This is a genomic window from Streptomyces sp. LaBMicrA B280 (assembly GCF_049222185.1).
GTDB lineage: Bacteria > Actinomycetota > Actinomycetes > Streptomycetales > Streptomycetaceae > Streptomyces > Streptomyces murinus.
The window spans coordinates 39,277-53,971 of the sequence record NZ_JBMJCT010000022.1; the positions used below are offsets into that span (position 1 = coordinate 39,277).

Below are 14,695 nucleotides of genomic sequence, written 5' to 3' on the forward strand. Positions count from 1 at the left end.
CCGGTCCGGCCGGTACCCCGTGTGCTCCGGCCGGGTGAGTGCCCCCGCGTTTGGTTGGTCCGGCCCCGGATACGCGGGAAACCTCGCACGAGCCCACCGCCCGGGGCGTCCTTCGTGGGTCGACCGCGCGTGCCGATCGCCGGTGCCGGTCCGGCCGGCCGTCCCCGCGCCCCGGTGATCCCGGGTGGCCCGTACGGACGCCCACCGACCGACGACCACGATCTCGCGCAAGGAGAGCCATGGACACCGCCGAACTCGCCGAACTCGGACAGCAGTTGCGCGTCGACAGCGTACGGGCCGCCGCGGCGGCGGGCTCCGGGCATCCCACGTCCTCGATGTCCGCCGCCGATCTGATGGCCGTACTCCTCGCCAACCATCTGCGCTACGACTTCGAACGCCCCGAGCATCCCGCCAACGACCGTTTCGTGCTGTCCAAGGGCCATGCCTCGCCCCTGCTGTACTCCGCGTACAAGGCGGCCGGCGCCGTCGAGGACGGCGAGCTGGTCACCTTCCGCAAGCTCGGCAGCCGGCTCGAAGGACATCCGACACCCCGCAGGCTGCCCTGGGTGGAGACCGCCACCGGCTCCCTCGGCCAGGGGCTGCCCGTAGGGGTCGGCATCGCCCTCGCCGGGCTGCGCCTGGACCGCACCGGCTACCGGGTGTGGGTGCTGTGCGGGGACAGCGAGCTGGCGGAGGGCTCGGTGTGGGAGGCCGCCGAGCACGCCGGGTACGAGAACCTGGACAACCTGAAGGTGATCGTGGACGTCAACCGGCTCGGGCAGCGCGGCCCCACCCGGCACGGCCACGACCTGGACGCCTACGCCCGCCGCTTCCAGGCCTTCGGCTGGCACACCATCGAGATCGACGGCCATGACGTGGACGCGATCGACCGGGCGTACGGCGAGGCGCTGTCCACCACCGGGCAGCCCGTCGTGATCCTCGCCCGCACCCTCAAGGGCAAGGGCGTGGCCGCCGTGGAGGACCAGGAGGGCCACCACGGCAAGCCGCTGCCCGACGCCGACGAGGCCATCGCCGAGCTCGGCGGCCCCCGTGAGCTGCACGTCCGGGTGGGGGAGCCGCCGGCCGCCGCCGCGCTGCGCGACCGCACCACCGAGGTGATCCGGCTCCCGCGCTACGACAAGGGCGACGAGGCCGCCACCCGGGACGCCTTCGGCGCCGCCCTCGCCGCCCTCGGCGACGCGCGCGGCGATGTCGTCGCCCTGGACGGCGAGGTCGGCGACTCCACCCGCACCGAGGAGTTCGGCAAGGCGCACCCCGAGCGCTTCTTCGAGTGCTACATCGCCGAGCAGCAGCTCGTCGCCACCGCCGTGGGGATGGCGGTGCGCGGCTGGGTGCCGTACGCCGTGACGTTCGCCGCGTTCCTCACCCGCGCCCACGACTTCGTGCGCATGGCGTCCATCAGCGGCTCCGGGATCAACCTCGTCGGCTCGCACGCCGGGGTCGCCATCGGGCAGGACGGGCCCTCGCAGATGGGCCTGGAGGACCTCGCCATGTTCCGCGCCATCCACGGCTCCACGGTGCTCTACCCCTGCGACGCCAACCAGACCGCCCGGCTGGTCGCCGCCACGGCCGGTCTCGACGGCATCCGCTATCTGCGCACCTCGCGCGGCAAGACGCCGGTGCTCTACGACGCCGACGAGGAGTTCCCGGTCGGCGGCAGCAAGACGCTGCGCTCCTCGGAGGAGGACCGGCTGACGATCGTCGCCGCCGGGGTCACCGTGCCCGAGGCGCTGGCCGCCGCCGACCGGCTCGCCGAGGACGGCATCGCGGTCCGGGTGATCGATCTGTACTCGGTCAAGCCCGCCGACGCCGAGACGCTGCGCCGGGCCGCCGAGGACACCGGCTGTCTGCTCACCGTCGAGGACCATCACCCCGAGGGCGGTATCGGGGACGCGGTCGCGGAGTCCTTCGCGGACGGCCGCCCGGTGCCCCGCCTGGTCCGGCTCGGGGTCCGTACGATGCCCGGCTCGGCCGCCCCCGACGAGCAGCTGCACGCCGCGGGCATCGACGCCCTCGGCATCGTGGCCGCCGCGAAACTGCTGGTGGAGGAGGCGGTGGTGCGGTGAGCGCGGACGCGGACCGGCCGATACGGGCCGGCCGTCGCACCGTACGGATCCAGCGGCCGGGAAAGGTCCTCTTCCCCGGCCGCGGGGGCGCCCCGGAGTACACCAAGGGCGACCTCGCCGACTACTACCACGCCATCGCCCCCTACCTGCTGCCGCACCTCAGGGGCCGCCCGCTGATGCTGGAGCGCCACCCGGACGGCATCGACGGGCCGCGGTTCATGCAGAAGAACACCCCCGAGCACTACCCGGAGTGGATCACCCGCGCCGAGGTCGCCAAGGAGGGCGGCACCGTCACCCATGTGGTGTGCGACGACACCGCCACCCTCCTCTTCCTCGCCGACCAGGCCTGCGTCACCCCGCACCGCTGGCTGTCCCGCACCGACCGCGCCGGGGGCCCCGGCCACCCCGACCGGCTGGTGTTCGACCTCGACCCGCCGGACGACGACTTCGCCCCGGTCCGCGCCGCCGCGGTCGTGCTGCGCACGCTGCTGGACGAACTCGCCCTGCCCGCCGCCCCGATGACCACCGGCTCGCGCGGGCTGCACCTCGTCGTCCCGCTCGACGGACGCCAAGGCTTCGACGAGGTACGGAAGTTCGCCCACGACGTCGCCGAACTCGCCGCCGCGCGGCACCCGGACCGGCTCACCACCGCGGTCCGCAAGGACGACCGCGGCGACCGCCTCTATCTCGACGTGCAGCGCAACGGCTACGCACAGACCGCGGTGGCCCCCTACGCGGTCCGGGCCCGCCCGGGCGCCCCCGTCGCCGTGCCCGTCGCCTGGCCGCAGCTGGAGGACCCCGGACTCCACGCCCGCCGCTGGACCATCGCCGACGCCCTGGAGCAGGCCCGCACCGACCCGTGGGCGGAGCTGCCGGCCCGGGGGCGCGGTCTGGGCCCCGCCCGGCGGCGTCTCGCGGACCTGCGCGACTGAGGACGGCTCGAAGGTTTGGCCACGGGATGAGCGGCCACCCGCACCAAGAGGTGGCCATGTCGAACACACATCGCACATCACGGACACGGAATTCACGGGAATCCCAAGAATCCCCACAGGAAGCCGGGCGGGAAGAAGAGCGGGAAGAAGAGCGCGAAGCTCGGCAAGAAATCGAACAGGAGCCGGAGGCGGAGCCCCGGAAGACCCGCAAGGGCTCCCGGCCGTCCCCCGGCGGCGAAGAGTCCACGCACGAGCCCGAAGGGCGTCGGCCGCCCCTCATGGAGGTGCTGCGGCGGGCGCGCGGCCAGCTCGCCGAGCTGACCGGGCTCGAAGCCGAATCGGTGTCCTCCTTCGAGCAGACCGAGGACGGCTGGTCTCTCGAGGTCGAGGTACTGGAGCTGTCCAGGGTGCCGGACACCATGAGCCTCATGGGCGGCTACCAGGTCGAACTCGACCGGGACGGACAGCTCACCGGCTACCGGCGGGTCCGCCGCTACGAACGCGGCAGAGCCGACCCGCGACCCGGCGGCCACTAGCGGGCCGCACCGATCGGACCATCAGCGACTATCCCGGAGGAGGAACGGCCGGCATGACCGTTGTCCCGGCACAGCAGTCCGGCGGCGGAGGCAGCAGCGGCCTCTACGACGTACTGGAACTGGTTCTCGACCGCGGCCTGGTGATCGACGCCTTCGTGCGCGTCTCCCTGGTCGGCATCGAGATCCTGAAGATCGACGTCAGGGTCGTCGTGGCGAGTGTCGACACCTATCTGCGCTTCGCCGAGGCCTGCAACCGCCTCGATCTGGAATCCGGACCCAACAAGAGCCCCGGCCTGCCCGACGTGGTCGGCCAGGTCACCGAGTCCGGTGCGCGCGGCAAGTCCAAGGGCGCCCTCTCCGGCGCCGCCGAGACCATATCCGACGCGTTCAAGCAGGCGCGGGAAGAGGGCGAGGAGCGCCCCCGCACCCGTAAGGCCGCGGCCCGCCGCAAGGAGGAGCAGGAGTGAGCACGTACGTCTACGGGATCACCGCCCGTTCGCACCCGGCGCTCCCCGAGGGGATGACCGGCGTGGGCGAACCGGCCAGGACGGTGCGCGTCCTCGCCGAGGGTGAGCTGGCCGCGCTGGTCAGCGAGGCCCCCGAGGGGCTGCGTCCCAAGCGCCGGGACCTGCTCGCCCACCAGAACGTGCTCGCCGAGGCGGGCGCCGGCGGCTGTGTGCTGCCCATGCGGTTCGGCAACGTGGCCCCCGACGACGACACCGTCACCCAGGTCCTCGACGAACGCGCCGAGCACTACCGGGAGCGGCTCGCCGCCCTGGACGGCAAGGTCGAGTACAACGTCAAGGCCAATCACATCGAGGAGGCCGCGCTGCACCTGGTGATGGCCGAGCAGCCGGACGTACGCGCCCTCGCGGACGCCAACCGCAAGGCGGGCGGCGGGAGTTACGACGACAAGCTGCGCCTCGGCGAACTGGTCGCCGGTGCCGTCAAGGCCCGGGAGGCCGCCGACGCCGCCGAGGTGCGGGGCCTGCTGGAGCCGGCCGCCGCCGCGGTCAGCGCCGGACCCCAGTCCACCGGCTGGCTGCTCAACGACTCGTTCCTGGTGGCCCGCGACACCGCCGAGGACTTCCTGGCCGCCGTCGAGCGGGTCCACGCCGGCCATCCGCACCTGGAGCTGCGTGTCAACGGCCCGCTGCCGCCGTACAGCTTCGTCGAACCGGGCCCCGCCCAGCCGGCGGAGACCACCGCCCCGGCCCCTTAGGGGGCGACCGGGCGACCCGGGCGACCGGGCCGCCCGGGTGACCCGAACGGCAACGGCCCGGACAGGGACCGGACGGAGACCGGAAGGAGGACCCCATGGGACTGATCAAGGAAGTGCTGCTGCTGCCCTTCGCGCCCGTGCGCGGCAGCGGCTGGGCGATCAACCAGGTGCTCCGCGAGGCGGAGCGTATCTATTACGACCCCGCCACCGTACGGGCCGAACTCGCCCGCCTCGAAGAGCAGTTGACGGCGGGCGAGATCACCGAGGAGGAGTTCGACCGGCGCGAGGACGAACTGCTCGACCGGCTGGAAGCCCCCCAGGGCCCCGGCGACACCACAGGCAACGGAACGGGACGATGAACCGAACGGCACTGGGCCTCGCCATAGGGGCCGGATACTTCCTGGGACGCACCAGGAAACTGAAGATGGCCATCGCGGTCGGCTCGCTCGTGGCGGGCAAGAAGCTCAACCTCGGCCCGGGCGCGCTCGCCGACCTGGCCCGCCGCCAGCTGCGCGACAACCCGCAGTTCAAGGAGATCGGCGACCAGCTGCGCACCGATCTGCGGGGCGTCGGCAAGGCGGCCTCCGGGGCCATGGTCGAACGCCAGATGAGCACCCTCGCCGACCGCCTCCACGACCGTACGGCCCAGGTGCGCGGCGAACTCCCCGGAGCGCCCGCGGACGAGGCCGACGAGGGGCCCGAGGGCGACGACGGGCCCGAGGCCGGGACCGGGCGTGACGACGAGGACCGCGCGGCCGGGCGCGACGAGGAGCCGGACGGCGGCGGCCGGTCCACCGGGAAGTCCCGCGCCCAGAAGCCGGCGGCCAGGAAGACCGCGGCGGCACGGCGCACGGGCACGGCGGAGAAGACGGGCCCCGCGAAGAAGACGACGGCGGGCAAGAAGACCGGCGCCCAGCGTCAGACGGCCGCGAAGAAGCCGGCCGGCTCCCGCGGCGCCGGTTCCGCGAAGGGCGGCGATGAACGATGACCGACACCGTCGGTTCCGCGGCCTCGGCCGCGGGCAAGGCCAAGGGCGCCGCCAACGACGCCAATCCGCTCACCGACCTCGCCCACAGCGAGGCCGCCGACCGGCTGAAGGAGGAGGCGCAGGAGTACCTGTCCGCACAGGCCCAGCGGCTGCTCACCGGCCTCGGCCGCAAGCTCGGCGAGACCACCGGCAAGCTGAACGACATCGCCGAGGGCAAGAGTCCCGGCTTCGCGAGCCTCGCGCTGGACGGCGGCCGCAAGCTCGCCGAGGGCAAGGGGCCGCTGCGCACCGCGCTGGAACTCGGCACCTCCCGCGTGAAGGACAACGTCATGGACGCGGTCAAGAACATCGGGGGCGGCAAGAAGGGCGGCAAGGGCCGCGGCGGCAACAAGCCGACCGTGATCATGGAGTTCATCGACGTCGGCGTGCCGCTGCGCACCGCCTACGACCAGTGGACCCAGTTCCAGGACTTCTCCACCTTCGCGCACGGCGTCAAGAGCGTCTCCCGCGCGGGCGACACCGAGACCGACTGGCAGGCGAAGATCTTCCTGTCCAGCCGCAGCTGGAAGGCCCGCACCACCGAGCAGATCCCCGATCAGCGCATCCAGTGGACCTCCGAGGGCGCCAAGGGCAGCACCAAGGGCGTCGTCACCTTCCACGCGCTCGGGGACAACCTGACCAGGGTCCTGCTGGTCATCGAGTACTACCCGAGCGGCTTCTTCGAGAAGACCGGCAATCTGTGGCGCGCCCAGGGCCGCCGGGTCAGGCTGGACCTGAAGCACTTCGCCCGCTTCATCACCCTCAAGGCGGAGGCGGACGACGGCTGGCGCGGCGAGATCCGCGACGGCGAGGTCGTCCGCAGCCACGAGGACGCGGTCGCGGAGGAGGAGTCCGAGGAAGCAGAGGGATCCGAGGAGTCCGAGGAGCCGGAGGGCCGGGCCGAGGACCAGGAGTCCGGGGAGCCGGAGGAGTACGAGGACGAGGAGGACGGCTCGTACGAGGGCGAGGACGAGGACGAGGAGCCGGAGGAGGACGACGAGGAGCAGGAGGACGAGTACGAGGACGAGGAGCCCGAGGACGAGGAGTACGAGGGCGACGAGGAGGAAGAACCCGAGTACGCCGAGCGCGGGAGCCGTCGATGACGACGCCCGCCCCCCGGTCGAGCGGTTTTCCCGACCCGTACGGCCACAGCTCGGGCGCGAACCTCGCCGACATCCTGGAACGCGTCCTCGACAAGGGCGTCGTCATCGCCGGTGACATCCGGATCAACCTGCTCGACATCGAACTGCTCACCATCAAGCTGCGGCTCATCGTCGCCTCGGTGGACAAGGCGAAGGAGATGGGGATCGACTGGTGGGAGACCGACCCGGCCCTGTCCTCCCGGGCCCGCCGGGACGAGCTGACCCGGGAGAACGCGGAGCTGAGAGAACGGCTGGCCCGGCTGGAGGAGCTGGAGCCGGGCCGCGCGAGGAAGGAGGCGCCGTGACCGGACTGCGCTACGTGTACGCCGTCTGCCGTCCCCTCGGGGCGCCCTTGCAGGCCCAGCTGACGGGCATCGGGGGCGCCCCGCCGGCCCTGCTGTCCCACCGCGGGCTGATCGCGGTGGTCAGTACGGTGCCGGAGGCCGACTTCTGCGAGGAGGGGCTCAAGGCCCATCTGGAGGACCTGGACTGGCTGGCCGCGACCGCCCGTGCCCACCAGGGCGTGATCGACGCGCTGACCACCGTCACCACCCCGCTGCCGCTGCGCCTGGCGACCGTCTTCCGGGACGACAGCGGCGTGCGCAGCATGATGGAGGCGCGCGAGACGGACTTCCTGCACGCCCTGGACCGGCTGGCGGGCCGGGTCGAGTGGGGCGTGAAGGTGTTCACGGAGCCGCCCCCGGAGCCCGCCACGGACGAGCGGGCCGGGACGGCGGGGACGGCGGGGACGGCTGGGACGGCGGAGAAGTCCGACAAGCCGATGAGCGGCCGGGACTATCTGCGCCGTCGCCGCGCCGACACCCGGGCCCACGAGGCGGACCTCCAGGCCGCCGAGGCCTTCGCGGACGCCCTGCACCAGCGGCTGGGCGCGCACGCCGAGGCCAGTCGGCTGCATCCCCCGCAGAACGCCTCGCTGTCCGGCGCCCGGGGCCGCAATGTGCTGAACGCGGCCTATCTGGTGCCCCGGGACCGCTCCGAGGAGTTCGTGGAGCTGGTGGACCGCACGAAGGACGAGGCCGGTGGGCTGCGGGTGGAGCTGACCGGGCCCTGGGCCGCGTACTCGTTCAGCGGGCTCGCCGAGGAGGACGCGCGGCACGGCGCGTCGGCGGGGGAGGGCCGGTGACCGTCGTGGAACGCCGGGAGATCGCGCTGGTCGACCTGCTGGACCGGCTGCTGGCGGGCGGCGTGGTCATCACCGGCGATGTCACGCTGCGCATCGCCGACGTGGACCTCGTCCGGATCGACCTGAACGCGCTGATCAGCTCGGTCAACGCGTCCGTGCCCTCGCCGTTCGAAATGCTGCCCGAGCCGCCCGCGAAGGAGCTGTGATGTCCGCCCGCAACCGGCTCGACCTCGAACCCGACACGGTCGAGCGCGATCTGGTGAAACTGGTGCTCACCGTGGTGGAACTGCTGCGCCAGCTGATGGAGCGGCAGGCCGTACGGCGCTTCGACACCGGGGATCTGTCCGAGGAGCAGGAGGAGCGGATCGGGCTCACCCTGATGCTCCTGGAGGATCGGATGGCGGAGCTGCGCAACCGCTACGGGCTGCGGCCCGAGGACCTCAACCTGGACCTCGGACCGCTCGGCCCGCTGCTGCCCCGCGACTGAGCCGCCCGCGCCTTGAGCCGCCCGCGACTCGGTCGCGGGCGCCCGCGTACGCCGGTTCACGCCTCCTTGCGGCACAGGATCTCCCCGTGCAGCACCGCGAACCAGCCGTCCTCCCGCCGCCCCCACGCCCGCCAGGCGTCCGCCACCGCCCGCAGCCGCTCGGGCGTGGCGTGGCCGCCCGCCGTAGCCCGTTCGGCGTAGGCGGAGGCGACGGTGCGGTCCGCCCACAGACCGCTCCACCAGGCGCGCTCCTCCTCGGTGGCGAAGGTCCAGGTGCCGCAGCTCGCGGTGATGTCCCGCAGCCCGGCGGCCAGCGCCCAGGACTTCAGCCGCCGCCCGGCGTCCGGCTCGCCGCCGTTGGCGCGCGCCACGTCCTCGTACAGCTCCAGCCAGTCGTCCAGACCGGGCAGCGCCGGGTACCAGGTCATCGCCGCGTAGTCCGCGTCCCGTACGGCGATGAAGCCGCCCGGCTTCGTCACCCGGCGCATCTCGCGCAGGGCCTGCACCGGGTCGCCCACGTGCTGGAGCACCTGGTGGGCGTGGACCACGCAGAAGGTGTCGTCCGGGTAGTCCAGGGCGTGCACATCGGCGACCGCGAAGTCGACGTTGGCCAGCCCGCGCGCGGCGGCCGTCTCCCGCGCCTGCTCCAGGATGCCGGGAGCGTGGTCGACGCCGGTCACCCGGCCGTCGGGCACCAGCTCGGCCAGATCGGCGGTGATGGTGCCCGGCCCGCAGCCGATGTCCAGGATCCTCATGTGCGGCTTGAGGGAACCGAGCAGATAGCCCGCGGAGTTGGCGGCGGTGCGCCAGGTGTGCGAGCGCAGCACCGACTCGTGGTGCCCATGCGTGTAGACGGCCGTCTCCCGTGCTTTCGGCATGCCGGTTCCCCTGCTCGTCGCGTCCTGGACGCGTGTCCCGTCGCACCGGCCGGAGCGGCCCGCGCCACGGTTCACGGTACGCGCGCGGGCCGAATGATGAGACCCCTGTTTTGCCATATGGACTGACGGCTCGTCAGTTCTCAATGCCTGACGGCTGATGAACCGTCAGGAAGTGCTGGGCAGCGGGCGGTAGACCGTCAGCGCCTCCGGCAGCTTCTCCACCGTCACCTCACCCGAGACGGTCGTGACCTCCCCGTCGTAGGCCAGCGGGGTGCCGGGCGCCAGGCCGGTCAGCCGCAGCCGGTTCACCTGGACGGCGGCATGCGCGGGCGAGCGGGTCAGCGGCCCCGCCGCGGCCGCCGCGAGCAGCCGCAGCGCGGGCCGCCCGCTGCCGTGCACCACGCGCACGTCCAGCAGCCCGTCCGCCAGATCGGTACGCCGCCCCGGCGCGAGCCCCATCCGGTGGTAGACGCCGTTGCCGGTGAACAGCATCCACAGCGGCCGCCGTTCACCGCCCACCTCCACCTCCAGCGGATGCCGTCCCTCGCGCAGCACCCGCAGCGCGCCGAGCAGCCCGGCCGGCCAGCCGCCGATCCGGTGCGACCAGGAGTCCCGGGCGCGCACCAGCTCCGGGTACACCCCGAGGCTCAGCGTGTTCAGGAACAGGTGCTCGGTGCCCTCGGAGACGAACCGCCCCGCGTCCACCCGTACCGCCTCGCCCTTGCGCACCGCGCGGGCCAGATCGCGCTCGTCCTCCACACCCAGGTCGTACGCGAAGTGGTTCAGGGTGCCGCCCGGCAGCACGGCCAGCGGCAGCCCGTGGCGCAGGGCGACGGCCGCCGCCGCGTTCACGGTGCCGTCGCCGCCGCACACCCCGAGTACCCGCGCCCGCGCTGCCGCCTTCGCGAGCGCGTCGCCCGTCTCGTCGGGCTCGCACTCCACGATCTCCGCGCGCGGCAGCGCCGCCCGCAGCCCGCTCACCCGGTCCGCGGTGCCCGAGCCCTGATTGGCGACCACCACCAGTCCCTCACCCTCCGGCAGCGCGGGCACCTCGGCGCGCGGCCGGGCGCCCGGCACCGTCGCCACGCGGGCCGGCACGAGGCGTCGTACCAGGAAGGCGGCGCCCGCGCCCAGCGCCGCACCGGCCAGTACGTCGCTCGGGAAGTGCACCCCGGTGTAGACCCGGGAGGCGGCCACCGAGAGCGCCAGCGGCGCGACGGCCGCGCCCCACGCCGGGGACTCCAGCGCCACCCCGACGGCGAAGGCGGCCGCCGAGGCCGCGTGGCCCGAGGGGAAGGACGTGGTGACCGGCTGCCGCCGCAGCCGTCGCCCGCGCGGCACCGGGTCGAGCAGCGGCCGGGCCCGGCGCACCGACCGCTTGCCGAGCGTGTTGACGGTCGCGGAGGCCACCGCGAGCGAGGCCATGCCCCGCACGGCGGCCCGCCGCGCCCTGGGCGTACGTGTCGCCGCCACCGCCGCGGCCACGGCGGCCCACAGCACCCCGTGGTTGGCGCTGCGGCTCAGCCGGGGCAGCACGCGCTCGGCACCCGGCCAGTTCCAGCGGGCGGCCCGCTCGAAGAGATGGGCGTCGGCCGCCAGCAGCCGTTCGTACAGGGGGTGCGGCAGGGCGGTCGGGGCGGTCAGGTCCACGTCCGGGCTCTCGGTCTCGTTCATAGGGGTGCGGTTACCCTGAAGTGCCCGTTTCCTGTCCCACCGCGTCCCGCACCGCGCGGACGCCGCCCGGACGCCACAAGGAGAACGCCCGGATGCGCCTGCTCCTGATCCGCCACGGCCAGACCACGTCCAACGTGCGCCGGCTGCTGGACACCGCCGCACCCGGACCCGGTCTCACCCCGCTCGGCGAGGCCCAGGCCGCCGCGCTGCCCCGGGCGCTGGCCGCCGAGGACATCGGCGCCCTCTACGCCTCCCCGCTGATCCGCACCCAGCTCACCGCCGCCCCGCTCGCCCTCGCGCGGGGGCTCGACGTGAGCGTCCGCGACGGCATCCGCGAGCTGTCCGCGGGCCGTCTGGAGATGCTGCCCGGGGACGCCCCCGAGGCGGAGCCCTACATGCGTACCGCCTTCGCCTGGGCGGCCGGGCACACCGCGCTGCGCGTCCCCGGCGGGGAGAGCGGCGAGGAGGCGCTCGGCCGGTACGACGCGGTGATCGAGGAGGCGTACCTCAGCGGCGCGGGCACGGTCGCCCTGGTCAGCCATGGCGCCGCGATCCGGATGTGGACCGCCGCCCGCGCCCGCAACATCGACGTCGCCTTCGCCGCCGCGCGTCCGCTGGCCAACACCGGTGTGATCACCCTGGAGGGCACCCCGGGTACCGGCTGGCGGGCCCTGACCTGGGAGGCCCACACCGTCGAGCCGCCGGGCACCCCCGGCCCGACGGGAGAGCCGCTGGGCACCACGGGCTGAAACCGGGGCGGGGGAGCAGGGGCGGAACCCCGGGGAACCGGTGCGGCCACGGGGTCCGGGCGGGGGCGTCCGTTATCGGTTTGCCCCTGTCCGCCCCCGGACCGGAGAATGCGGCCTCATGGGACATCTGGAAGCAGCGCACCTCGAATACCACCTCCCCGACGGGAGGACGCTGCTCGGCGATGTCTCCTTCCGGGTCGGCGAGGGCTCGGCCGTCGCCCTGGTCGGCCCGAACGGAGCGGGCAAGACCACCCTGCTGCGGCTGATCTCCGGCGAGCTGAAGCCGCACGGCGGCTCGGTCACCGTGAGCGGCGGCCTCGGCGTGATGCGCCAGTTCGTCGGCTCCGTGCGCGACGAGACGACCGTGCGGGACCTGCTGGTCTCCGTCGCCCCGCCCCGGATCCGCGAGGCCGCGAAGGCGGTGGACGAGGCCGAGCACACCGTCATGACGGTGGACGACGAGGCCGCCCAGCTGGCCTACGCGCAGGCCCTCGCCGACTGGGCCGAGGTGCGCGGCTACGAGGCCGAGACGCTGTGGGACATGTGCACCACCGCCGCGCTCGGGATGCCGTACGACAAGGCGCAGTGGCGCCAGGTGCGCACCCTGTCCGGCGGTGAGCAGAAGCGCCTGGTGCTGGAGGCGCTGCTGCGCGGCACCGATGAGGTCCTGCTGCTGGACGAACCGGACAACTACCTGGACGTACCCGGCAAGCGGTGGCTGGAGCAGCAGCTCAAGGAGACCCGCAAGACGGTGCTGTTCGTCTCCCACGACCGTGAACTCCTCGCCCGCGCCGCCGAGAAGATCGTCTCCGTCGAGCCGGGACCGGCCGGCGCGGACGCCTGGGTGCACGGCGGCGGCTTCGCCACCTATCACGAGGCCCGCCGCGAACGCTTCGCCCGCTTCGAGGAGTTGCGCCGCCGCTGGGACGAGAAGCACGCCCAGCTGAAGAAACTCGTCCTGAACCTCCGGCAGGCCGCCTCCGTCAGCCATGAGATGGCCTCGCGCTACGCCGCCGCGCAGACCAGGCTGCGCAAGTTCGAGGAGGTCGGACCGCCCCCGGAGCCGCCGCGCGAGCAGGACATCACCATGCGCCTGAAGGGCGGCCGTACCGGCGTAAGGGCCGTCACCTGCGCGGGACTTGAGCTGACCGGCCTGATGAATCCGTTCGACCTGGAGGTGTTCTACGGCGAGCGGGTCGCGGTCCTCGGCTCGAACGGCTCCGGCAAGTCGCACTTCCTGCGCCTGCTGGCCGGCGAGGACGTCGCGCACTCGGGTCAGTGGAAGCTCGGCGCCCGCGTCGTGCCGGGCCACTTCGCGCAGACCCACGCGCACCCCGAACTCCAGGGCCGCACCCTGCTGGACATCCTGTGGAAGGAGCACGCCCAGGACCGCGGCCCGGCCATGTCCCGGCTGCGCCGCTACGAGCTGACCCAGCAGGCCGAGCAGTGCTTCGAGCGGCTCTCCGGCGGCCAGCAGGCCCGGTTCCAGATCCTGCTGCTCGAACTCGCGGGCGTCACCGCCCTGTTGCTGGACGAGCCGACCGACAACCTGGACCTGGAGTCCGCCGAGGCCCTCCAGGAGGGCCTGGAGGCGTTCGACGGCACGGTCCTCGCGGTCACCCACGACCGCTGGTTCGCCCGCTCCTTCGACCGCTTCCTGGTCTTCGGCACCGACGGCCGGGTCCGTGAGACCCCGGAGCCGGTGTGGGACGAGCGCCGCGTGGAGCGGGCCCGGTAGCCGCCCGGGGGCACCCGGCGGCATGCGGAGGCCGGGGGACCGGGATGTTCGTACAGTGGATTCAGGAACGCGGGTACCCGGACCCCATGAACGGACACGACGAGCGGGGCACCACCATGACCGGAGTCGACCCCAGCCGACTGGACGACCAGCAGCTCATGAAGGAGCTGGAGACGATCCACCGCACGCGCCACGACACCCTCCTGTACGCCTCCAACGACGCTCTGCGGGCCCACAACGAGCGCATGGCGCAGCTGGAGGGCGAGTATCTGCGCCGCAACCCGCGCCGCCTGGTCAGCGCGGGCCGCACCCGCGAGGGCGCCCGGGAGCGCCACTGCGGCGAGTCGGTGACCCCGGGGCAGCCCGGCACCTGAGCCCGGCCGCCCACGAGGAAGGGGCCGGCCCACGGCGGGCCGGCCCCTTCTTCTTTCCCGGAGCTTCCCGGAGCTTTTCGGAGCTTCCCGGAGCCGAGGGGAGCGGGCGTCTCAGCCGGCCGCGCCCTCGAACACCTGGAGGAACGTCTCGCAGAACGCCTTCAGATCGTCGGGCTTACGGCTGGTCACCAGCTGGTTGGGCCCCTGGTCGCAGACCTTGACCTGCTCGTCCACCCAGGCGCCGCCCGCGTTGCGGATGTCCGTCTGCAGGCTCGGCCAGGAGGTCAGCACCCGGTCCCGTACGACGTCCGCCTCCACCAGCGTCCAGGGCGCGTGGCAGATCGCGGCGACCGGGCGCCCCTGGTCGAAGAAGTCCTTCACGAACGCCACGGCCTTCTCGTCCATCCGCAGGAAGTCCGGGTTCGCCACCCCGCCGGGCAGCACAAGCCCCCCGAACGAGCCGGCGGCCGCCTCGCCGACCACCTCGTCCACCTCGAAGGTGTCCGCCTTGTCGAGATGGTTGAACCCCTGAACCTTCCCGGACTCGGTCGACACCAGCACCGGCTCGTGCCCCGCGTCCGAGGCCGCCTTCCACGGCTCGGTCAGTTCCACCTGCTCGACGCCCTCGGGCGCCACCAGAAACGCGATGCGCATGATCTTCGTCTTCCTTTCCCTCGCTCTTCCCCCGCTCTTCCCTCGCTCATC

At 73.2% G+C, this 14,695-nt stretch carries 18 protein-coding genes; 15 read left to right on the forward strand and 3 right to left on the reverse strand.

From position 1 onward, the window contains the following. The first annotated feature begins 239 nt into the window (after positions 1–239). The 12 genes from ACLF5H_RS19595 to ACLF5H_RS19650 all read left to right on the forward strand — a co-directional run bounded on the left by ACLF5H_RS19595 (position 240) and on the right by ACLF5H_RS19650 (position 8,577). Positions 240–2,087 (forward strand): transketolase, encoded by a 1,848-nt coding sequence (locus tag ACLF5H_RS19595; protein WP_421677304.1) that lies wholly within the window; start codon positions 240–242, stop codon positions 2,085–2,087. Then, positions 2,084–3,019, forward strand: coding sequence for a non-homologous end-joining DNA ligase (gene ligD, locus ACLF5H_RS19600; RefSeq protein ID WP_421677305.1), 936 nt, complete (start codon positions 2,084–2,086; stop codon positions 3,017–3,019). Before ACLF5H_RS19595 ends, ligD begins: the two co-directional genes overlap by 4 nt. 56 nt (positions 3,020–3,075) lie before the next feature. Then, positions 3,076–3,555, forward strand: a complete 480-nt coding sequence (locus ACLF5H_RS19605; protein ID WP_421677603.1) for a gas vesicle protein — start codon at positions 3,076–3,078, stop codon at positions 3,553–3,555. Positions 3,556–3,608: 53 nt separating this feature from the next. Then, positions 3,609–4,022, forward strand: a complete 414-nt coding sequence (locus ACLF5H_RS19610) for a gas vesicle structural protein GvpA (RefSeq protein ID WP_421677306.1) — start codon at positions 3,609–3,611, stop codon at positions 4,020–4,022. Next, complete coding sequence (locus tag ACLF5H_RS19615; protein WP_421677307.1) at positions 4,019–4,777, forward strand: GvpL/GvpF family gas vesicle protein; 759 nt, start codon at positions 4,019–4,021, stop codon at positions 4,775–4,777. The genes ACLF5H_RS19610 and ACLF5H_RS19615 overlap by 4 nt, the downstream gene beginning before the upstream one ends. A gap of 95 nt (positions 4,778–4,872) precedes the next feature. Continuing rightward, the gene (locus ACLF5H_RS19620; protein ID WP_037654781.1) at positions 4,873–5,136 is read left to right on the forward strand and encodes a gas vesicle protein GvpG; all 264 of its coding nucleotides are present in this window, start codon (positions 4,873–4,875) and stop codon (positions 5,134–5,136) included. Continuing rightward, positions 5,133–5,765: a DNA primase gene (locus ACLF5H_RS19625; protein ID WP_421677308.1), complete on the forward strand. Its 633-nt coding sequence runs from the start codon at positions 5,133–5,135 to the stop codon at positions 5,763–5,765. Before ACLF5H_RS19620 ends, ACLF5H_RS19625 begins: the two co-directional genes overlap by 4 nt. Further along, positions 5,762–6,907, forward strand: coding sequence for an SRPBCC family protein (locus ACLF5H_RS19630; protein ID WP_421677309.1), 1,146 nt, complete (start codon positions 5,762–5,764; stop codon positions 6,905–6,907). Before ACLF5H_RS19625 ends, ACLF5H_RS19630 begins: the two co-directional genes overlap by 4 nt. After that, complete coding sequence (locus ACLF5H_RS19635; protein ID WP_421677310.1) at positions 6,904–7,251, forward strand: gas vesicle protein; 348 nt, start codon at positions 6,904–6,906, stop codon at positions 7,249–7,251. The genes ACLF5H_RS19630 and ACLF5H_RS19635 overlap by 4 nt, the downstream gene beginning before the upstream one ends. Further along, the gene (locus ACLF5H_RS19640) at positions 7,248–8,090 is read left to right on the forward strand and encodes a GvpL/GvpF family gas vesicle protein (RefSeq protein ID WP_421677311.1); all 843 of its coding nucleotides are present in this window, start codon (positions 7,248–7,250) and stop codon (positions 8,088–8,090) included. Before ACLF5H_RS19635 ends, ACLF5H_RS19640 begins: the two co-directional genes overlap by 4 nt. Beyond that, entirely contained in the window at positions 8,087–8,296 is a 210-nt protein-coding gene (locus ACLF5H_RS19645) for a gas vesicle protein (protein WP_086808204.1), read from the forward strand. Before ACLF5H_RS19640 ends, ACLF5H_RS19645 begins: the two co-directional genes overlap by 4 nt. After that, the gene (locus tag ACLF5H_RS19650; protein ID WP_085567438.1) at positions 8,296–8,577 is read left to right on the forward strand and encodes a gas vesicle protein K; all 282 of its coding nucleotides are present in this window, start codon (positions 8,296–8,298) and stop codon (positions 8,575–8,577) included. Before ACLF5H_RS19645 ends, ACLF5H_RS19650 begins: the two co-directional genes overlap by 1 nt. 56 nt (positions 8,578–8,633) lie before the next feature. On the opposite strand, the gene ACLF5H_RS19655 is transcribed toward ACLF5H_RS19650, so the two are convergent. Together ACLF5H_RS19655 and ACLF5H_RS19660 are read right to left on the reverse strand one after the other, a co-directional pair. Continuing rightward, a complete protein-coding gene (locus ACLF5H_RS19655) occupies positions 8,634–9,455 on the reverse strand; it encodes a class I SAM-dependent methyltransferase (protein WP_421677312.1) in 822 nt (273 codons plus the stop codon). A gap of 165 nt (positions 9,456–9,620) precedes the next feature. Beyond that, positions 9,621–11,129 (reverse strand): bifunctional phosphatase PAP2/diacylglycerol kinase family protein, encoded by a 1,509-nt coding sequence (locus tag ACLF5H_RS19660; RefSeq protein ID WP_421677313.1) that lies wholly within the window; start codon positions 11,127–11,129, stop codon positions 9,621–9,623. Positions 11,130–11,221: 92 nt separating this feature from the next. Here ACLF5H_RS19660 and ACLF5H_RS19665 point away from each other — a divergent pair, with 92 nt between their 5' ends. The 3 genes from ACLF5H_RS19665 (at position 11,222) to ACLF5H_RS19675 (ending at position 13,990) form a co-directional block, all read left to right on the forward strand. After that, the gene (locus tag ACLF5H_RS19665; RefSeq protein ID WP_421677314.1) at positions 11,222–11,878 is read left to right on the forward strand and encodes a histidine phosphatase family protein; all 657 of its coding nucleotides are present in this window, start codon (positions 11,222–11,224) and stop codon (positions 11,876–11,878) included. Between the two features lie 118 nt (positions 11,879–11,996). After that, a complete protein-coding gene (locus ACLF5H_RS19670) occupies positions 11,997–13,616 on the forward strand; it encodes an ABC-F family ATP-binding cassette domain-containing protein (RefSeq protein ID WP_421677315.1) in 1,620 nt (539 codons plus the stop codon). Positions 13,617–13,702: 86 nt separating this feature from the next. After that, a complete protein-coding gene (locus ACLF5H_RS19675) occupies positions 13,703–13,990 on the forward strand; it encodes a DUF6158 family protein (RefSeq protein ID WP_037654794.1) in 288 nt (95 codons plus the stop codon). Between the two features lie 111 nt (positions 13,991–14,101). Here ACLF5H_RS19675 and ACLF5H_RS19680 read toward each other — a convergent pair whose 3' ends face one another. Continuing rightward, positions 14,102–14,644: a type 1 glutamine amidotransferase domain-containing protein gene (locus ACLF5H_RS19680; RefSeq protein WP_421677316.1), complete on the reverse strand. Its 543-nt coding sequence runs from the start codon at positions 14,642–14,644 to the stop codon at positions 14,102–14,104. Positions 14,645–14,695: the final 51 nt, after the last annotated feature.

Coding starts and splice junctions, on each gene's coding strand:
- ACLF5H_RS19605 (WP_421677603.1), top strand. CDS start 3,076: ATGTCGAACACACATCGCACATCACGGACACGGAATTCACGGGAATCC.
- ACLF5H_RS19630 (WP_421677309.1), top strand. CDS start 5,762: ATGACCGACACCGTCGGTTCCGCGGCCTCGGCCGCGGGCAAGGCCAAG.
- ACLF5H_RS19675 (WP_037654794.1), top strand. CDS start 13,703: ATGAACGGACACGACGAGCGGGGCACCACCATGACCGGAGTCGACCCC.
- ACLF5H_RS19620 (WP_037654781.1), top strand. CDS start 4,873: ATGGGACTGATCAAGGAAGTGCTGCTGCTGCCCTTCGCGCCCGTGCGC.
- ACLF5H_RS19650 (WP_085567438.1), top strand. CDS start 8,296: ATGTCCGCCCGCAACCGGCTCGACCTCGAACCCGACACGGTCGAGCGC.
- ACLF5H_RS19660 (WP_421677313.1), bottom strand. CDS start 11,129: ATGAACGAGACCGAGAGCCCGGACGTGGACCTGACCGCCCCGACCGCC.
- ACLF5H_RS19670 (WP_421677315.1), top strand. CDS start 11,997: ATGGGACATCTGGAAGCAGCGCACCTCGAATACCACCTCCCCGACGGG.
- ACLF5H_RS19595 (WP_421677304.1), top strand. CDS start 240: ATGGACACCGCCGAACTCGCCGAACTCGGACAGCAGTTGCGCGTCGAC.
- ACLF5H_RS19680 (WP_421677316.1), bottom strand. CDS start 14,644: ATGCGCATCGCGTTTCTGGTGGCGCCCGAGGGCGTCGAGCAGGTGGAA.
- ACLF5H_RS19655 (WP_421677312.1), bottom strand. CDS start 9,455: ATGCCGAAAGCACGGGAGACGGCCGTCTACACGCATGGGCACCACGAG.
- ACLF5H_RS19665 (WP_421677314.1), top strand. CDS start 11,222: ATGCGCCTGCTCCTGATCCGCCACGGCCAGACCACGTCCAACGTGCGC.
- ACLF5H_RS19635 (WP_421677310.1), top strand. CDS start 6,904: ATGACGACGCCCGCCCCCCGGTCGAGCGGTTTTCCCGACCCGTACGGC.
- ACLF5H_RS19610 (WP_421677306.1), top strand. CDS start 3,609: ATGACCGTTGTCCCGGCACAGCAGTCCGGCGGCGGAGGCAGCAGCGGC.
- ACLF5H_RS19625 (WP_421677308.1), top strand. CDS start 5,133: ATGAACCGAACGGCACTGGGCCTCGCCATAGGGGCCGGATACTTCCTG.